The following is a 17,045-nucleotide window of genomic DNA, read 5'->3' as shown; positions in this document are numbered from 1 at the left end:
CCGACGCGGGAAGCCGTCGGAATCTCTCAACCCCGATCGGCGCACGTCGCCACCTTCGTTACCCCGGGCAAGCCGCCGGTCCGCCGCCGACTGAACCGCCCTGGCTTCTGGCCAGCAGCCGCAGAAGCGATCGAGCTCTTCGGTGTTGAAGAGAGAAGTCACGCCGCCCCAGGGATTGGGAGCAATGCGGCCGCCGACCTGTCGTACTCGGAAATAGGATTCTGGCCTCTGGCCTGGGGTTACCCAGAATATTTATGCAGCTGCCTTATATTCGCTTTGAGACCGCCAAGGACTCGTTTTCGGCGGACTCGCGCGGTCTCCAGCTCGAAGACTTTCGCTATGGGATGGTCCGGATCGTCGTTCGGAACGTGCTGGCCGATGCCCTGGTGTGGGCGGGCTGCGTCGTAGTGTGCCGTGTATTCAGCCAGGACGTGAAAGGCCTCCGGTCCCCCACGCGCGAGCGCCCCTGACCATCCATGTCGGCTGGTCACGGTTTACGGCGGCGCGCGCATAGGCTCCACAGGGGGGCGCCACAGACCACTGCGATGACAAGCAGTGCGCACGCTCGCACCGCGGTCGGCAGCGGGTGATGCACGGCGGCAGGCAGGAGGATCTTCACGCTCAACAGAACAGCCAGGCTGGCCACGGCTACGGAGGTGCCACGCAGAGCGGGAAACGGCAGCCTGCTGACCATCAGACCGGCGATCAGGAGCACCGCGGCGAACATCGGCACGTCGGGCAGGTGCAGTTGCATCACGGCTACGACGTTCACCGCGGCCATCGTGGTCGGGAGACCTTCGAACGCACCGGCGCGCCGCGGCCTTCTGGCGAAGCGGACGAGGCGCAGCATCGCGCCGATGCCGAACACCAACGCGGCCAGCCGGTACGCCGTCGGGATCGCGGAACCCTCTGCTTGCGAGAGGACCAGCATCGCCGGCACCGCGCCGAAGCTGATCGCGTCCGCGGCCGAGTCGAGGGTAGCTCCCCACCGCGAGGCGCCGAAGCGGCGCGCGACGGCGCCGTCGACCAGATCGCAGACCACGCAGGCAAGCACCAGCATCGCGATCCGGGCCAGGCCGGTCCGATCGGCCGGACGAAGCTCTACCGCTGAGCAAAAGGCCACCACGCCGAGTCCGGCGTTGAGGAGCGAGACGGCGTCCGCTGCAGTCGGGCATTGCTTCGACGGGCCAGCCTCAGCGTTCTCCGGTGACCTCGGTCTAGCATCGCTCTCAGCCGTCGCCGTCAAGGCGCGTCACCCCAGCCCGAGTCCGGTCCCCGATCGACACCGCGATCGGGACTCCCGCGGGGAGATAGACATCGACGCGCGAGCCGAAGCGGATCAGGCCCATGCGTCCGCCTCGGGCCACCGCGTCGCCCACCTGGAGGTACGGGACGATGCGGCGGACGAAGGCTCCCGCGATCTGCACGACCTCGACCTCGCCCGCGCCTGTCCCCAATCGCCAGATCACCCGCTCGTTGTGCTCGCTCTCTTTGTCGAAGGCGAGGCGGCGCCCGCCCTCGCGGTATTCGATCGAGACGACCGTCCCGGCGACCGGCGACCGGACGACGTGTACGTTCAGGATATTGAGGTAGATGGCCAGCCTGGTCCGACCGTCCGCCAGTTCGGCGGCGTCGATGATCCGTCCGTCGGCCGGAGCCACCCAGCCCTGGCCGATCTGCCGGTGCGGATCGCGAAAGAACCAGAACACACTGAGCATCGCCGCGGTGCCGAGAACGAACACGAAGGGTGGCGCTCCCGAGATCGCGGCCGCGATCACGAGCGCGAAGCAGACCGCTCCCGCTTTGCGCAACCATGGCCCCGATCCGCGCGCGATCGCGATGCGCGCCATCGGCGTCCTCCGCGTCCGTCCCGTGAGCGAATCATTCCTTGCCCTCTTCCCGGGCCAATTCTTCCAGAAGCATCAGGTGGCGGAACTGGTAGACCGGTCCCACCTGGCGCAGCAGGCCCGCCTGATGCATCTGGCCGAGAAAACGGAAGATCCGCCACGGCAGCCTGCCCCGGAACGCCAACCACGCCATTGCGAATCGGAACCGCAGCCAGGCGACGAGACCGGTGGGCGCCTGCCGCCTCGCCTTCCTGTCGACGAAGGCGAGCTCGAAGACGATCCCATAAGTCATGCCACCGGTGATGCCGCTCGCAAGTCCGAGCAGCACGCCGAGAAGGGGCCCGCGGTACCAGCTGCCGACAGTGCCGATACTCAGCGCGTACGCAGCGGTGAAGATGACCGACTGGGTCAGGTCCGATCTGTACAGAGCACGAGGGCTCGCCACAAGCCGCGAATCGACCTCGGTCGTCAGGAAGGCGTACGTCAAAGCCACAGGCACCGCCATCAGCAGGCCCAAGAGCGCGCCGCCGACCGTTGTGGACACGGCGATCCCAGCCGCGCATCCCACCACCGCCACGATCACTCCGGCGCGCACCGACGCGCGCATCCTCTTCGGAACCTGGACCTGCAGGCTGCTCGGCTCCGGCGAGTTGGTCGCGCAAGCGTAGCCGACGTAACCACCTGCCACGATCCCGAGCACCAGGCTCGCAGCCAAGGCTGAACCATTCGTCACATGCCCCCACAGCACGAGAGCAGTGCCGAGAGCGACCGCCACCGCGGTGACGAGACCGCCGAACACCCCGGCGGCCGCACTGACGAGCTTGCGAACGGAAGCGATGTCAGCCAGGCGCCACCAGGCGAAGTCTTGTCCCGTCGGCGCTTCTCGGTCATCGGCGGCGGGCATCTCGCGGATGATCCGGGCCAGCGACCGCAGCATCCGGCTCGCGCTCGGAACAACGGCCTCCCTGCGAGTACCGCCGGCCAGGATGGAGCGCAACAGGTCGGTTTGGAGACGGCGTACGTCCGGCTCGTTGCCCAGGTAGCCGATGAAGTCGGCAGGCCGGGCGGCATAGAGCCGGGCGACCAGCCAAGCCGTCAACGGCGTGGTGAGCACGCGTCTGAACTCGGTATTTCGCTCGGCGAGGAGCAATGCCTTCAGCGGCAGCCATTCGCCGTGCACCTCGGCCGGCGACGAGTCGCGGATGTATCTGAACACCTCGTCCACGGACGCGGGGAGCAGTTGGATCACCTCGGCGTCCGCCAGCCGACCCTGTGCCCACTCCGGTCCGGACAGGGAGTACTCCGTGGTGCGGCAGGTGACGAGAAGCGGTATCGCTGCGGGCAATCGGGCCAGGCGTTCAAGGAAACCGCCGATCCACGCGGCAGGCATCTCGTCCACGCCGTCCAGCACGACCAGCAGCCTGCCGCTGTGCAGCAGTTCACCGCCGAGCGCCCCGAGCCAGGGGTGGCTCAGTGAGATCTGGTCTTCGATCCACTCCGGCAGCGCTTCGTTGCTCCAGTTGCTCAGTGGGATGCTGACGGGCACCGGCCCGATACCCCGCTCGAGGCGGCGCTCGGCGATCCCGCGGACCAGGAGAAGCGAGAGCACCGTCTTGCCCGCCCCGGGACCGGCCGTCACCATCAGCGTATCGGGTTCCCGTTCCTCGTAGGCCTCGACGAGTCGGCTCGGATGGCACGCCACCTCCGGTCCCGCCGGGCCGCCGGATCCGCTTCGGCGCACCCAGCGGAACCCGAGCGGGGCGGGAAACTCGAGACCGCGCGTCCGCACCTCGGCCTCGGCCGCGGCGCGTGCCCAGAGCGCGAGCCTGTCGGCGGTCTCGTCCAAATGCGCCTCGACCCGAGCGGCAGCCTGGCTCAGGGTCCTGTCTCCGCGCGGGTCGGGCGACGGCCGGCCACGACTCCGCGTGCCGTTCGGGTCGGCACGGCTGGCGGCGGCCGCGGCCAGATCGCTGCTGCTGAACTCCTTCCCGAACCTCTCCATCACCGCTCCGGACGACTCTCTGACCGTCTCGGCCATGTGCGCGGCGTTGCGGATGAGTCGGGCCTGGTCCGCCAGAGCCGCTTGCCGTGACTTCTCGGCAAAGCGCGAGGCGCTCTTCGCGATGGTGCCGGCGTCCGCGGCGACGTCCGTCTGATCGGCACCCACCTGTTTGCCGATCTCCTTGCCCACGAGTACCAGGGCGCTGATCGCATGGCCGATCGCGGAGACGAGAGCGAGCGCCGCCCACGACGCACCGACCAGCACCCGCCTGCGCCGATGCCGCCGCACCTGCGCGAGAACCTCCCGTGCGAACCCGGGAAACACCAGGGCGATCGGCACGGCCAGGTTCGTGGTGTCGGGTGTCGAGAGCGGCTCCGCGTAGGAGCGGGCCTCGCCCTCCGCCTGCGGTTGTCGGAAGTGCCCGGCCGTCGACACCGGTATCAGGCGCGCGCGCCCTGCCGGATCCAGCTCGACCAGGTGTCGCAGCCCCTCCACCTCGCTCAGTAGCCGGTCACGGACCCGCGCCAGGCCGAAGCCCGCGGAATCGAGCAGATCCCATTTCGTCAGGACCACGCAGGCGGGGATCGCGCGTGTGCCCTGGATCGGCCCCACCAGGTCGAGCAACCGGGGCAGTGCCTCCTTCACATAGGCCCGCCCGCGAGTCTCACCGCGCAACAGCGCCAGCACGAGCTCGCCGTCGACGGCGACCACCAGGGCGTCCGCCGCGTGGAGCGCTTCGTGCAGCCCGTCGCGCCCGGCACCCGGCGTCTCCAGCCAGTCTCCCGGATAGTCACAGGCCACGAGGTCGAACAGCGAACCCAGATGCCCCGCGGCCGCACCGGGCCTGAGCAGGTTCGAGAACCGCAAGCCGACGCGCCCAGGCAAGCCGACCATCATCTTGCAGCTGAGTGAAATCTCGGAGATCAGTTCCTGTGTGGCACGGGGATAGCCGTCCGCGCCCCGCGTTCCCAACGCACGCACCTGATCGAGGGACCTGAGACCGGCCGGATCCAACCAAAACCGCCGGGCACCGTCCGTCGTAGTCAAAGAGCCCAGCATCGCGACGAGAAACGAGGTCTTGCCCGCGCCGCGCCCACCCAGGACGACGAGCCTGAACGACTGCCTCTCCACAGGCCAACTTTAGCCGAACGCAAGCTCAGAGTCCTGCTATCGGCTAAGTTCCCCGGTCACGGGGCCGGGGCGCACGGTGGATCATCGCGGCCGTTCTCACCTACCGCGCCATACGCACGCGCAACTGGCCGGGACGGCGAAACGGAAGCCGCCGCCTCAGGGTGAAACGCTCCGGAGCTCTTCCGTACTTGTCGATTACGCTGCAGTCCAGACCGAACACTTCTACGCGACGCCAAACCGGAAGGTATCGATGGAGCCCGGCGCACGCTACCTCTTCGAAGGGCCCGAAGAGATCAACTGCTCCCAAGGATTGGGAGCGGCACCGTCGACGACCAGGCTGGAGCTCGGCCGTTCAAAGAGTTCGCGCTGATCACCGCCGCTTAGGAGCAGGGAGCAGCCTGAGCCGGGTACTGACGGTTCGTGAAATCACCACGGTCGCCGGTCTCGAGCCTGATCGCGACAGCAGTTCGTGCGAATCAAGGATTCGGGATGCACGATCAAGTTGGAGCTTGTTCAATGGATCTCTCCGCTGCTCTCGCCTACATTGACGCGCTCCCAAGGCGGCTGACGATCCGTTCGTTTTCTCGCTGGACGCTTCTGAACTGCGAGTACTTGTTGGCGTCCGGAGCTGCGGCGGTGTTGTGGGGGCTCGTGGGGAGCGCGGGAGGTTGCTCCCTGCAGGAGACGTGACAAGCAGTGAGACCCCACAGATACCTGACCTTGAACGCCCGCCTCGCCTGGCGCAAGATCCCAGCCGGCTTCGCGCGTTCGATCGGGAAGCGACGCAAGCACTACTCACATGACCATGAGCCCGAGATGTGGAACTGCAGGTTCGCGCCATCGACATCATGAGGGGTCAGCCACACGTCCAGTGAGCCGGATCGCAGACCTGGTGCCAGAGTGATTGATCGATCCGTAGCCGTTGTTGTGCTGGACCGGCGCGTAGTATCCAAAAGGTCGTCTTGGCCTTGGCTGTCGTCGGTGTCTGGATTCAGGTACGAGGCGATCCCCTTTCGCGAGAGTACTTGCAGTGAAAGCGAGTCCGAAGGGGGGTTCTTCATCATTCCGTCGACACCGGGATATTTGTCCGGGCGGGGATATCCGGTCGTGGCCGAAGCTGCAGCCGTGGTCGCGTTGGTACCCGCCGTTTCGGCGATGGCGATCGACCACTGATTTCCCGGCGTGTCCAGGACGATCGTCGCCGACCAGGTTCCATCAGAGAACGAACACTGCGTCACCTAGTCAGGGTCAAGTCAGGGTCGGAGTCGCCACCGGAGGCGGCGCTGACCGCACCGGCGAAGGCCAAGGCGGTCGAGCCGGCTGGGCCCGTGGGCACTGGAATGGGCGTGGCCGGTGTGGCGGTGAAGTGCTCGATCGCGACGGCGATCCCGCCGATGAGAGCTGCGATCAACACGACAGCGACGCAGCCGAATGCCGTCACAGCAGGGTTCGTCGACGCCGTCGCATCGCGCGATCGGCCCCTTCGAAGGCGCTCGGGGCCGGATGATCGTGATCGTCAGTGGAGGACCGGGTGGCCGCAGTGGATGACGTCCCGCCGAGTCGAGACGGGACGTCATCGGCCTCCCACAACGCCCCCGCACGGCCGGTTCACGAGCGTAGCCTTGCGCTGGCCGTGCGCGGACCACCTCCCCGCGCGGAGGCGGTTTCAGGCGGCATGCGACGAGGTGGATCCCGCCGCCGGAGACGTGCCGTTCGGCAGTTCCTGTTCGGTCCACAGGCATTTGCCGTCCTGGAGATACCGGGCACCCCAGCGTCGGGAGAGGGCTGCGACGAGTTGCAGGCCGCGTCCGCCTTCATCGGTGTAGTCGGCACGGCGGATGCGAGGCGTGTTGAGACTGCCGTCGTAGACCTCGCAGATCAGGGTTCGGCTGCGCAGAAGACGCAGCCGGACCGGGCCGCTGGCGTGCCGGATGACGTTGCCGACCAGCTCGCTCACCAGCAGTTCGGTGGTCAGGACGAGCTCGGACAGCCCCCAAGCGGTGAGCTGTGTGCGGATGTACTGGCGGGCCTGGCCGGCTGCCCGCGGATCCTCGGGCAGGTCACAGCTTGCGACGGCGCCCGGGTCGGCGCACCGGGTGTGGACGATGAGCAGGCCGGCGTCGTCGGTGGTTTGTTTGCTGTCGGGCAGCAGGGCCGCGACGACCGTGTCGCACAGGTCCTCCAGTCGCTGGACGTCGTCGTCCCCGTCCGTGCCCTGGAAGTACGCGGTGGGAGATACGGTCTGGGCCAGGACCTGCTGGAGGCGGGCCAGCCCTTGCTCCACGTCCTGGGTGGCCGACTCGATGAGCCCGTCCGTGCAAAGGACGAGCAGGCTCTCGCCGGGCAGTTGCAGCTGATGGGTCTCGAACGGCGGCTGTGCGGCGCCCAGCGGCGGGTCGACGGTGAGGGCCGGGCTGTGGACGGTGCCGTCGGGATGGACGACGACCGGTTGCGGGTGGCCGGCCACGGTGTAGCACAGGGTGCCGGAGACCGGGTCGAAGATCGCGTACAGGCAGGTGGCGTAGAAGTCGTCGCCCAGCTCGGAGACGAGGTCGTTGAGGCGGTCGAACAACTCGTCGGGTGGCATGTCCAGGTCGGCGAGGGTGCTCACGGCAGTGCGCAGCCGTCCCATGGTGGCCGCCTCCGCGAGGCCGTGTCCCATGACGTCGCCGATCACGATGGCGACCCGGTCGGCGGACAGTGGGATCACGTCGTACCAGTCCCCGCCCACCTCGTCACCCTGGGCCGCGGGCAGGTAGCGGGCGGCGGCGGTGACGGCGGGCAGCCGGGGCAGCGCGCTGGGCAGGAGACCGCGCTGCAGTTCCCGGGCGCGGGCGTGCTCCAGATCGTACAGGCGTGCCCGCTCCAGGGCCTGGCCGACCAGGCCGCTCAGAGCCGTCAGCAGAGTGCGCTCCTCGTCGCTGAACACGCGCGGCTCGCTGAAGGACACCGTGCACAGGCCGATGGTCCGACCGGAGGCGATCATGGGCAGGAACGCCCACGCCTGCTTCGGTGATTCCGTGCTCACCTGGTGCATCGAGGGATAGAGGCGGTTGTACTCGGCTCTCGACTCGATGAACCGGGGGGTACGGGTGCGCACCACGTCATGGATAGTGGCGTAGTCGGCGAGCGGGAAGCCGTCCATCAGGCTGGTGAACTCCTGCGGGTATCCACAGGAGCCGACGGCGTACAGCCGTTCGTCCTCGTTGAGCACCTGGACCAGCAGCCCGTCGGCACCGAACGGGGGCATCACGCGCTCCGCGACGGCCTGCACGACGTCCTGGGCGGTCACGGCCTCGGCGAGCGCGGCGGTCAGCTCACCCATCAGGACCGGGCGCTCGCCCATGGATCCCGGAGCAGGGGCCGACCGCTCGGGCGCATCCTGCACCTGCGCCGCGGCCCATGAGGCGATCGCGCGCAGGAAGGACCGCTGTATCTCATCCGGCTCGCCGGCGCCGCCCGTGAGCACGGACAGCGCCCCCACGGGACCGGAGCCACCCATGAGCGCCACCGCGGCGGTGCCGGACGCGCCGATCCCCAGGGCGTCCCCTTCCACCCACGCATAGCCGCCGGCCCGCACGGCCTGTACCGGCGCCGCGGCCTGCTCGCCGCGTAGGTCCGCCCACGGCTCGGCCCACGCCGGGATCAGCTGGTCGGAAGCCACCAGCAGCAGCCCGTCACCGGGCTCGCACCAGTGCACCAAGGCTTCCAGGCCGCCCAGGCACGCCTTGGCCTGCCGGAGGGCCAACTCAAGAGCCACGAGCCGGGCACTGTCCGGCAGCTCTCCATCCGGCGGACGCCCTGGATCCACCGAGGCCAGAGCATCGGAGCGTTCCGCGGAGGTGGATTTCCCGGCTGTCACCACACCCTGCCCGCCTTCCGCTCAGGGAGATGGAGGAACGGTAAAAATCACCAGATTTACCCCCAGACAGATGCTAACACTCGAGCGAACAAACGACATCGCCGTTCCCCAAGCGGTGCAGATCCGGGCGATCACCAGGCACTACACCGCCGAGATGCCGATCCTGGCCGATCGCGGATACGAAAGCGCAGATCGATCGATGTGGACCGGTGGTACGGTCCGCCCAGCTTGCTTGGACGATTCCAAACAAGCCGGGTGGACCAGAGCACTCAGGTAGAACGGGTCGATGCACCCCGGCTTTCATGGAGGGCTGATCCACTCCAAGAAACCCGGGGTGCCTCTGTATCTGTCAAGCGGTTCGGGTCATAGGCTTGGCAGCGGCGGGTCCGGGTAGTGACTTGTCCGAAGAGCCGGCTGTCGGAGTTGAGCTGGCCGCGCTGGATTTGAACGTCGCCTCCGCCTGTCCACCCGGATCCGCTGCTCGCGTCCGACGTCGCAAGGGCGTGAACACCTGCTGCACGACAAACGTGCCTGAGACCAGCAGAAACGCGGAGACCAGCGAATACCACTGCGGCGAGCCGATTCCGTGACGGACCGCGCCCGGCACCCGGCCGATGACCCGGCTGGAAAAGAGCACGAACGCGACGGGCAGCACGGCGGCGGCCACGTCGACGGCGGTGAGCACGATGAGCAGCGGCCTCCCGCCTCGGGCGACAGCCGTATGACCAGCCACCGTGCCCGAAGCGCCTCGTCGAAGCAGGTCTTCCATCGATGGCGCACGAAGATCCCCCTCTTCATCAGAAGTCGATCAGTGTCTTGCCGGTGCGCGTAGGGTCGTCGAAGGATTCGCGATGCCGTCCCCGCCGGGTACGGGGACGGGAGGCGGACAGGACTTTTCGCTGCTCACGGCGATAGCAGTGCTGTTCCAGCACCCGAACATTCTTCTTGTGGCGATCGGTCCTCGGAGTCTTCACCTGAAACCGCTTTCAGTCCTAGCCTCGGGCTGGAACGCTGTGTTCAACCGCCGACGCGCAACCGCGTGGCGGCCACGAGAATGAGGGACCATGAACCAAGCCGCTCGCGCTCAACGCGGCAAGCCCACCATCCGTGATGTGGCCAGCGCGGCCGGTGTCTCGGCCGCCACCGTCTCGCGCGTCATCAACCACGCAGCCGGCGCCTCCCCCTCGATCCGCACCCGTGTGCGCGCGGTCGCGGCCGAACTCGGCTATCAGCCCAGCTCCACCGCACGCGCCCTGGCCACCGGCCGCACCCGCACCATCGAGATGATCGTCACCGACTCCTGTACCAGCGGATGGATCGGTGCCCACCCGCACTATGGCCGCGTCCTGGCCGGCGTGATGTCAGCCCTCGAAGGGACCGGCACACAGCTGCGCATCCACGCCTTGACCCCCGACCGGGCCGCGGCAGCCATCGACGCGCTAGCCGCCGACGCGACCGTCGGCGCCTTGCTGGCCAACGTGACGCCAGAGCTGGCCACCCGCTACTACCTACGCTGTCGCCGCGTCATCTCGCTCGTCCCGACCGCACCCGCGGTCCCCGCGCTCGAGGTGGACAACCTCGGCGCGGTGCGCACCGCCGTCAGCCACCTCCACCGGATCGGCCGACGCCGCATCGCCGCCATCCACGGACCCGTCACCAACAGCTGCGCCGCACAACGCCGCGACGGATACCGCAACGCCATCACCGACCTCGGGCTGCCCGAACTGGGCGCGGACGGCGGGTTCTGCCGGGACGGCGGGCACGACGCCGCCCGGGAACTGCTCGAGCGCCATCCCGAGATCGACGCCATGTTCGTCGCCTGCGACCTCATGGCCGCCGGAGCCATCCAGGCGATCACGGCCACCGGCCTCCGCGTCCCCGAGGACGTCGCAGTCATCGGATTCGACGACAGCCTCGCCGCGATCTGCACCAACCCGCCGCTCTCCACCATGCGGCTGCCGGTCGAACAGATGGCCGCCGACGCCACCCGCATCCTCATGGACGGCGACCCCGGCTTCGGTTTTCGCCGCTTCTATCCCGTGGACCTGGTTCTGCGGGAAAGCGCCCCCGAACGCGGCCCGGCTCACACGCTGCGGGCTCCGAGGTAAGGAACCGAGCCCGGCAGAAGCAATCCACGGCGCGCTGCCGGGCTCCGTCAGCCTGGTTCTTCTCGGCGGGTAGCCCGTGCGCGTTCCGCGAGGCGGCAGCCGCGGCCGGCGGACGCAGCTCCTCGACTTCGATCGAGTTCCTTGGAAGCACGCGTGCCCTTGCCGTCGTACTGCGGCGTTCTGGCGCGCGGAACCAGTCGGGAGGTGTCGCTGACCGTGATGCGCACGTGGCCGCGCTCTGCCGCCATCTCCAGCGTGCAGGGCCCGGGTGCGTGGCAGACGGCGTTGGTCACCAGCTCACTGACCGCGAGCACCACACATCCATGTGAGAACAGTTATGTAATACTCAGCCCGAATCGTCCAGCACGTTCTCCCCGACGCGCCGCGCGGCAACCGCCGAATCGCCCGATCGGACGCAGAGGTGGGGGGCATGGGCGCCGTAACTGGTCTCGTTCGCGACCGCGATGGCGTCCGTCCACCGGGCCCGGCAGTAGCAGCGGCCCTCGGAATACGGAAAAGCACAGTGATCATGCCGGAGGCCGTGCGAGAGTGTGCCGAGCGCTCCCATGGAGGAAATCGCATGTCTGACGAGGCCGGGCCCCTTGGCGACAAGTCCGGCGACGACCTCGACAAACTCGTGGCCGCCTGCTCACGTCTGCTGCCGCCGCCCGAGCAGTGGACCGGAGTGGCCGGTTACCCCGAGGGCATCGCCCTCGCGGTGATCGACGCGATCTGGTCACTCAGCACGCGATACCCGATCACCTGCGGGGTGATCCGCCGATATCGCGGGTTCAGGCGCCTGGAGCAGGCGGACGCCTCCAACGACTCCCTCAGCGATCTGCTGGACCTATACGACCGACTGGGCGGAGTTGACGCGTTCATCGACACGATCGGGACGCGCAACCGCGTCTCGACACAGCCGGGCGCAGCACGCAAGGCCGAGGCCGTTCACACGGCCGCATCGCTGCTGAAAGACCTCGGAATCGACACCGCCGAGCAATTTCAAGCCGCCGAAGGCACTGGTCTCGGCCAGAGCGCACAAGACGCCTGGCGCACCGTGCCCGGCCAGGGATCCGGGATCTCCTGGCGGTATCTACGCATGCTCCTCGGCCTACCCGACGTCAAGCCCGATCGGATGATCAGAAGGTTCACCGCCGCGGCCCTCGGAGTCGAGCAGGACACGCTCGCGCCGGACGACGTCGCCGCCCTCGTCCATGCCGCCGCCACCCGCATGAACGCCGACCCCCGGACACTGGACCACGAAATCTGGGAGTACCAGTCCGGCCGACGCGGAACCCACGACCCACAATCCACGCACGAGCACATCAAGGCAGCCGCACGGGCGCAGCAACGTGCCGATCGCCATGCCGCCGAGAACGCACACAGCAACCAGCAGCACCGACGCGCAGATCGCCCGCGCCGGATGCGCATCGCTCGGACGCGGACCGTGGATCAGGACGTCCCCGATGCCGAGGCCACCGGCGGCGATGACGAGCCCTGACACACCAGCGACCGCACCGGCGACGGTCATCTTCGCCGCGTCGAGGCGGCGGCGGTCCGGGGTCGCGGTCGGCGTCGTACGTATCAGCCCACTGGTGTACTCCCCGATGGTCGACTGCGCACCGATCATTGCGGCGCCGATCATCGCCGGCAGCCTGCGCCCGGCGCGTGCTCAGGCGCCGCGGAACCGCCCCTATCCGCTGACGGACGGCGCAGAGGTTTTTCCGATCTCCAAGACCGCCAGACCGCCTATTCCTCGGCCAGCAGCTGCGCAGCCGGAAGCCGCCGCAGCAACGTCGCCGGGATCAGGGCTCCGATCCAGGTCACCGCGATGCCGCCGAGCGCGACCGCCGCGGCGGTCAGCCACACGTTCACCGGGATCGCCCCGGCGAACGCCGCGCCGCCGAGGCCCGCGCCCGCCCCCACCAGCGATCCGAGCACGCCCATCCCGATCGCCTCGTAGACCGCGAGCAGCGTGAGCCTCCGGGCGCTCCAGCCGGTCGCGTCGAGCAGGGCGAACTCGGCCGCGCGCTCCCGGATCTCGACGTACAGGACGTCGGCCACCGAGATGGCGCCGAGCAGCATGATGATCGCCGCGGCGAGGTAGTCGGCGCCGCGCACCTGGACGGTGACCGCGTCGCCCAGCACGGTGCCCACCACCTGCCCGTGGAAGTCGACCTGGATCACGGCGAGCACCGTGCACGCGGCGACCCCGATGGCCAGGCTCAACGCGCCGAGCAGCGTGCGGCCCGGCACCCGCAGCATGTTGCCGAGGGCCATCGCGCCGACGCCGCGGGCGCGCACCCACCGGCGCGGCGCGAGGACCGCGGGCCGGACCGCGGCGCCGGGATCCGCGCGGGTGGCCCGCCAGGCGGGGACGGCCGCCGCGATCAGGGTCAGGCCGATCGCCGCCGGGACGGCCAGCAGCGCCGATCCCACCTGCAGATGCACGCCGAGCGGCGGGGCGAGGGCCAGCGCCAGGACGCAGCCGGCGCAGCCGGCCGCCAGCCCGGTGGCGGTCGCCTCGCCGAAGACCAGGGCGAAGAGTCTTGCCCGTCCCCAGCCGACGCAGGCCAGCACGCCGAGTTCGGTCACCCGGGTGCGCACCGCCGCGCTGACCGCGTTGCCGATGGCGAGGGCGCACGCGATCAGAACCATCAGGGCGAGCGCGACGGTCTTGCGGTCCAGCGCGGAGACGATCGCGGTGGCCACGCCCTGCTCGACCCAGGGCTCGGCCAGTTCGAGCGCGGGGCGTCCGAAGGTCCCGGCCGGGGCGGAGACGGTGACCGCGGTGGGCGAGGAGCCGTCCACGATGTCCACCCGCAGGCCGGTCTCCCGGTGGATCGCGTCGGCCACGGCCAGCACCCGGGCCCGGGAGAGATCGTCCATCCCGACGGCGCCGGCGACCCGCACCCGGACGTCGCTGATCGGCGCCGCGGCGTCGAGGCCGGTCCCCTTGCCCGAAGCGGCGTAGTCCTTCGTGCTCCGCAGGGCCGCGAGCCCGGCGAACGTGGTGATCAGCGTCGGACTCTGGGCGACCGGACCGGCGGGGTTGTCGTCCGGGGCGAGCCGCGCGCCGCGCGCCGACGTGTCCGGCGCCTGCATCCAGTCGTCGGACATCGACGAGGTCCCGGCGCCGAGGTCGATCTTCCCGGGGTCGAACTCGCCCACGGCGTGCAGCGCGGGCGCGAACTGGTCGACCCGGTCCAGCGGCAGCGAGTCGAGCCCCTCGGGGTTGACCGCGCTGTAGCCGACGAGGCCGCGGGTCTGCGTGTCGGAGACCTCGGGCGGCACGACGTTCCCGCTCGCCGGGCCCGAATCCGTTCGGCCCCACGCCTGCGCGCCGGCCGCGGTGCCCGCCTCGGCGCGCTGCTTGCCGCTGCCCGACAACGTCGCCGGCCCGGCCGCGTAGTAGCTGACCACCTCGGGGTTCACCTGCCGGCTCTGGCCCGGGTTGAGCGGATTGGCCGTGCTGTCGAGATCGTCGAGGAGGTCTTGGTAGGGCTGCGCGTCGGACACGTTCAACGTCCCGGCCGGGACGCCGCTCTGCGCGGCGAGCGCGGCGATCGCGCTGACCTTGGACTGGCTGGTCACGTCCTGTACCGCGGCCGATCCGGTCATCTGCTGCACGCTCAGGCTGAGCGACTCGCCGGTCTCCGGCCGGTCCGCGGCGAGCACGGGCACGGCGGGGACGGAAGCATTCATATATGAGTCTTTATATGTGTATACAGACGGGGCGTCGGACTCCTGGAGGGAGCGGCCGGAGACGACCGCGCCGCCGAGCCCGTCGAGCTTCGCCTCCTGGTCCGGGTCCACCGCCGCCAGCTCCATCGGGAAGGAGAAGCTGACGGTGATGTACGGATAGTCCACGACCGTGTCCATCGCGTTCTGATACGTCGAGTGCGCATCGCTGGACCAGCACCACAGATAGCTGAACTGCGACGCCGTCTGCGGGGCGTCCACCTGCGGGATACCGACGTCCTGGCAGCCCACGCCGGACATGCCGGAACTCACGTCGTCCGGGATCGCGGCGAGTTCGTGGTCGGTCGCGTAGAAGTACAGCGGGCCCTCGGTCACCTTGGTCAGACCGTCGTCTGACACCCAGGTCGGCGTCAGCCGCAGCACCTGGGAATCGACGCCGGGCTTGAGGAACTTGCGCACGTCGACGGTGGCCTGACCGGCCGTCATCACGTACCCGCCGAGCGCCACCGGAGCCGCGACGGACACGTCCGCGGTGCCCTCGATCCGGTGCCACTGCGCGAGCGTGATCCCGCCGTCCATGCCCGCGTCGGCCGCGGGGGCCAGCAGACTCCCGTCCGAGGCCGTGCCCGCCGGCCGGACCAGGATGTCGTAGCTGGTCCGGTACGCCGACTTCACCGTGCCGCTCTCGGTCACCTGCGAGCCGCGGGCGGCCGAGGTGAGCAGCGCGAAGCTGGTCACCGCCCCCGCCACGGCCAGCAGCGTGGCCAGCGACCGGCCGCGACGGAACCGCAGATGGGCGAGGATCATGGTCCACATGCTCGGAAACGGCTCCCGATTCGTTCAGGCCGGTGGCGGAGGGGAAACGCGGGCGGCCGCTCCGGCGCGGTCGGCGCCGGAGCGGCTCGGAGCGTCGGGCCCGCGGGCCCGGACTCGTCATGCCTTAACAGCAGGTCCGGATGACGTAGGTGTAGGTCTCGCCCGGCGTGAAGTCGTACTCGATGCACTGGTTGCCGACCTGGCAGATCTTGTAGGACGCGCCGCCGCCCTCGTTGGTCACCCCGCTGCACCAACCGCTGGCGTGCGTGCAGGCCGCGGCCCGCGCCTTGGGCAGCATCGCCCCGAGCATCCGATCGCCCAGCTGGGAGATCATCGACATATCGAATCCCCTTTTCGAACCGGGCCGGCCTTCTGTCGGCCCCGCACACACAGTTGAGGACATCGCGCTACAGATTCGCTACCGAGCCCGCAGCGCGACGCCGCGCAGCCGGTCCGCCGCGAGGTAGCCCCAGCTGCGCGAATCCACGCTGCCCGGCGCGTCGCCGAGCACGACGATCCGGCCCGGCGGCACCCGGTCGCCCGGGCCGGCGCCGACGGCGTCGTACACCGGCTCGGGCACCGGATCGCCGGACACCGCCGCCAGCCGCTTGACCAGCAGATCAGGAGACTGACGGTCCGCGTATCCACGCCGGGCGCCCGGCTCGCGGTTGTCGAGCACGACCACCTGGCCCACCCGCGCGCGCCCGGTCCGCCGGACCAGCAGCCGCTCGCCGTCGCGGAAGGTGGGCGTCATGCTCTCCCCCACCACGGTCACCGACACCAGCAGCCGGCGCGCCGCGAACACGGCCGCGCCCGCCGTCAGGACGCCGACGCCGAGCAGGCCGGCGCCGGCGCGCGGCCACCCGGGCGCTGGCGCGCTCATACCGCCACCTCCTGCCCGGTGAGCCGGCCGTCGATCAACTCCACGACCGTGTCGCAGCGTTCCGCCACGACGCGGTCGTGTGTGCTGAGCACCACCGTCACCGCGTGCTGTTCGCGCAGCCGCAGCAGCAGCTCGAGGATCGCCGCGCCGGTGCGCGAGTCGAGGTTGCCGGTCGGCTCGTCGGCCAGCAGCAGCTTGGGCCGGTTGATCAGCGCCCGGGCGATGGCCACGCGCTGCTGCTGGCCGCCGGACATGCGCGACGGCAGCGACTGCTCCCGGCCGGCCAGACCGACCGATCCGAGCAGCGAGGCCGCGCGTTCGCGCTTGTCGAATCCCGGATTGCGCTCCGGGATCACCGGCGCCATCACGTTCTCCAGCGCGGTGAGCGCGGGCAGCAGGTGGAAGCGCTGGAAGACGAACCCCACGGTGCGCCGGTACGCCGTCAGCTCCCGCCGCGACGCCCGGGTCAGCTCCAGCCCGTCCACGACCACCGCGGAACCCTCGTCCGCCCGCTCGATCGATCCGATCACATGCAGCAGCGTCGACTTGCCCGAGCCGCTCGGACCGGTCAGCGCGGTGAGGCTGCCCGGAGCCAGCCGCAGGTCGATGCCGCCGACCGCGGTGATCGACTGGTCGCGGCCCAGCGCGAAGGTCTTGCGCACCTGCTCGAGCCGTATCTCCGCGCTCATGCCGC

13 protein-coding genes are annotated in these 17,045 nt (G+C 69.5%); 2 read left to right on the top strand and 11 right to left on the bottom strand.

Annotated features, from left to right (window positions below; translation table 11 throughout):
* Window positions 1-487 precede the first annotated feature (487 nt).
* The 6 genes from ACTRO_RS02730 to ACTRO_RS45130 all read right to left on the bottom strand — a co-directional run bounded on the left by ACTRO_RS02730 (window position 488) and on the right by ACTRO_RS45130 (window position 9,527).
* A complete protein-coding gene (locus tag ACTRO_RS02730) occupies window positions 488-1,246 on the bottom strand; it encodes a CDP-alcohol phosphatidyltransferase family protein (RefSeq protein WP_084315914.1) in 759 nt (252 codons plus the stop codon).
* Window positions 1,230-1,850 (bottom strand): phosphatidylserine decarboxylase, encoded by a 621-nt coding sequence (locus ACTRO_RS02725; RefSeq protein WP_034260909.1) that lies wholly within the window; start codon window positions 1,848-1,850, stop codon window positions 1,230-1,232. Before ACTRO_RS02725 ends, ACTRO_RS02730 begins: the two co-directional genes overlap by 17 nt.
* Before the next feature lie 31 nt (window positions 1,851-1,881).
* Window positions 1,882-4,980 carry an NACHT domain-containing protein gene (locus tag ACTRO_RS02720; RefSeq protein ID WP_157435671.1) on the bottom strand — a complete coding sequence of 1,033 codons (3,099 nt, stop codon included), beginning with the start codon at window positions 4,978-4,980 and terminating at the stop codon, window positions 1,882-1,884.
* A 791-nt stretch (window positions 4,981-5,771) separates the two neighbouring features.
* Entirely contained in the window at window positions 5,772-6,218 is a 447-nt protein-coding gene (locus ACTRO_RS46710; protein WP_157435670.1) for a hypothetical protein, read from the bottom strand.
* A 428-nt stretch (window positions 6,219-6,646) separates the two neighbouring features.
* Window positions 6,647-8,740, bottom strand: a complete 2,094-nt coding sequence (locus tag ACTRO_RS02710) for an ATP-binding SpoIIE family protein phosphatase (RefSeq protein WP_211244065.1) — start codon at window positions 8,738-8,740, stop codon at window positions 6,647-6,649.
* Between the two features lie 451 nt (window positions 8,741-9,191).
* Complete coding sequence (locus ACTRO_RS45130; protein WP_084315913.1) at window positions 9,192-9,527, bottom strand: hypothetical protein; 336 nt, start codon at window positions 9,525-9,527, stop codon at window positions 9,192-9,194.
* A gap of 379 nt (window positions 9,528-9,906) precedes the next feature.
* Here ACTRO_RS45130 and ACTRO_RS02705 point away from each other — a divergent pair, with 379 nt between their 5' ends.
* Window positions 9,907-10,950: a LacI family DNA-binding transcriptional regulator gene (locus ACTRO_RS02705; RefSeq protein WP_051450204.1), complete on the top strand. Its 1,044-nt coding sequence runs from the start codon at window positions 9,907-9,909 to the stop codon at window positions 10,948-10,950.
* 47 nt (window positions 10,951-10,997) lie between these two features.
* Here ACTRO_RS02705 and ACTRO_RS48545 read toward each other — a convergent pair whose 3' ends face one another.
* Window positions 10,998-11,264, bottom strand: coding sequence for an ATP-binding protein (locus ACTRO_RS48545; protein WP_211244064.1), 267 nt, complete (start codon window positions 11,262-11,264; stop codon window positions 10,998-11,000).
* A 266-nt stretch (window positions 11,265-11,530) separates the two neighbouring features.
* Here ACTRO_RS48545 and ACTRO_RS02700 point away from each other — a divergent pair, with 266 nt between their 5' ends.
* Window positions 11,531-12,451: a hypothetical protein gene (locus ACTRO_RS02700; RefSeq protein ID WP_051450203.1), complete on the top strand. Its 921-nt coding sequence runs from the start codon at window positions 11,531-11,533 to the stop codon at window positions 12,449-12,451.
* A gap of 248 nt (window positions 12,452-12,699) precedes the next feature.
* Here the strand turns inward: ACTRO_RS02700 and ACTRO_RS02695 are convergent, their stop codons facing one another.
* The 4 genes from ACTRO_RS02695 to ACTRO_RS02680 all read right to left on the bottom strand — a co-directional run bounded on the left by ACTRO_RS02695 (window position 12,700) and on the right by ACTRO_RS02680 (window position 17,040).
* A complete protein-coding gene (locus ACTRO_RS02695) occupies window positions 12,700-15,459 on the bottom strand; it encodes an ABC transporter permease (RefSeq protein WP_157435669.1) in 2,760 nt (919 codons plus the stop codon).
* A 133-nt stretch (window positions 15,460-15,592) separates the two neighbouring features.
* Window positions 15,593-15,808, bottom strand: coding sequence for a hypothetical protein (locus ACTRO_RS02690; RefSeq protein ID WP_034260901.1), 216 nt, complete (start codon window positions 15,806-15,808; stop codon window positions 15,593-15,595).
* A gap of 78 nt (window positions 15,809-15,886) precedes the next feature.
* On the bottom strand, window positions 15,887-16,351 hold the full coding sequence (locus ACTRO_RS02685; protein ID WP_063627915.1) for a S26 family signal peptidase: 465 nt from the start codon (window positions 16,349-16,351) through the stop codon (window positions 15,887-15,889).
* Window positions 16,348-17,040 carry an ABC transporter ATP-binding protein gene (locus ACTRO_RS02680; RefSeq protein WP_051450202.1) on the bottom strand — a complete coding sequence of 231 codons (693 nt, stop codon included), beginning with the start codon at window positions 17,038-17,040 and terminating at the stop codon, window positions 16,348-16,350. Before ACTRO_RS02680 ends, ACTRO_RS02685 begins: the two co-directional genes overlap by 4 nt.
* Window positions 17,041-17,045: the final 5 nt, after the last annotated feature.

Origin of the sequence: Actinospica robiniae DSM 44927 (genome assembly GCF_000504285.1) — a bacterium.
GTDB lineage: Bacteria > Actinomycetota > Actinomycetes > Streptomycetales > Catenulisporaceae > Actinospica > Actinospica robiniae.
This window is presented reverse-complemented; position numbering and strand designations above follow the sequence as displayed.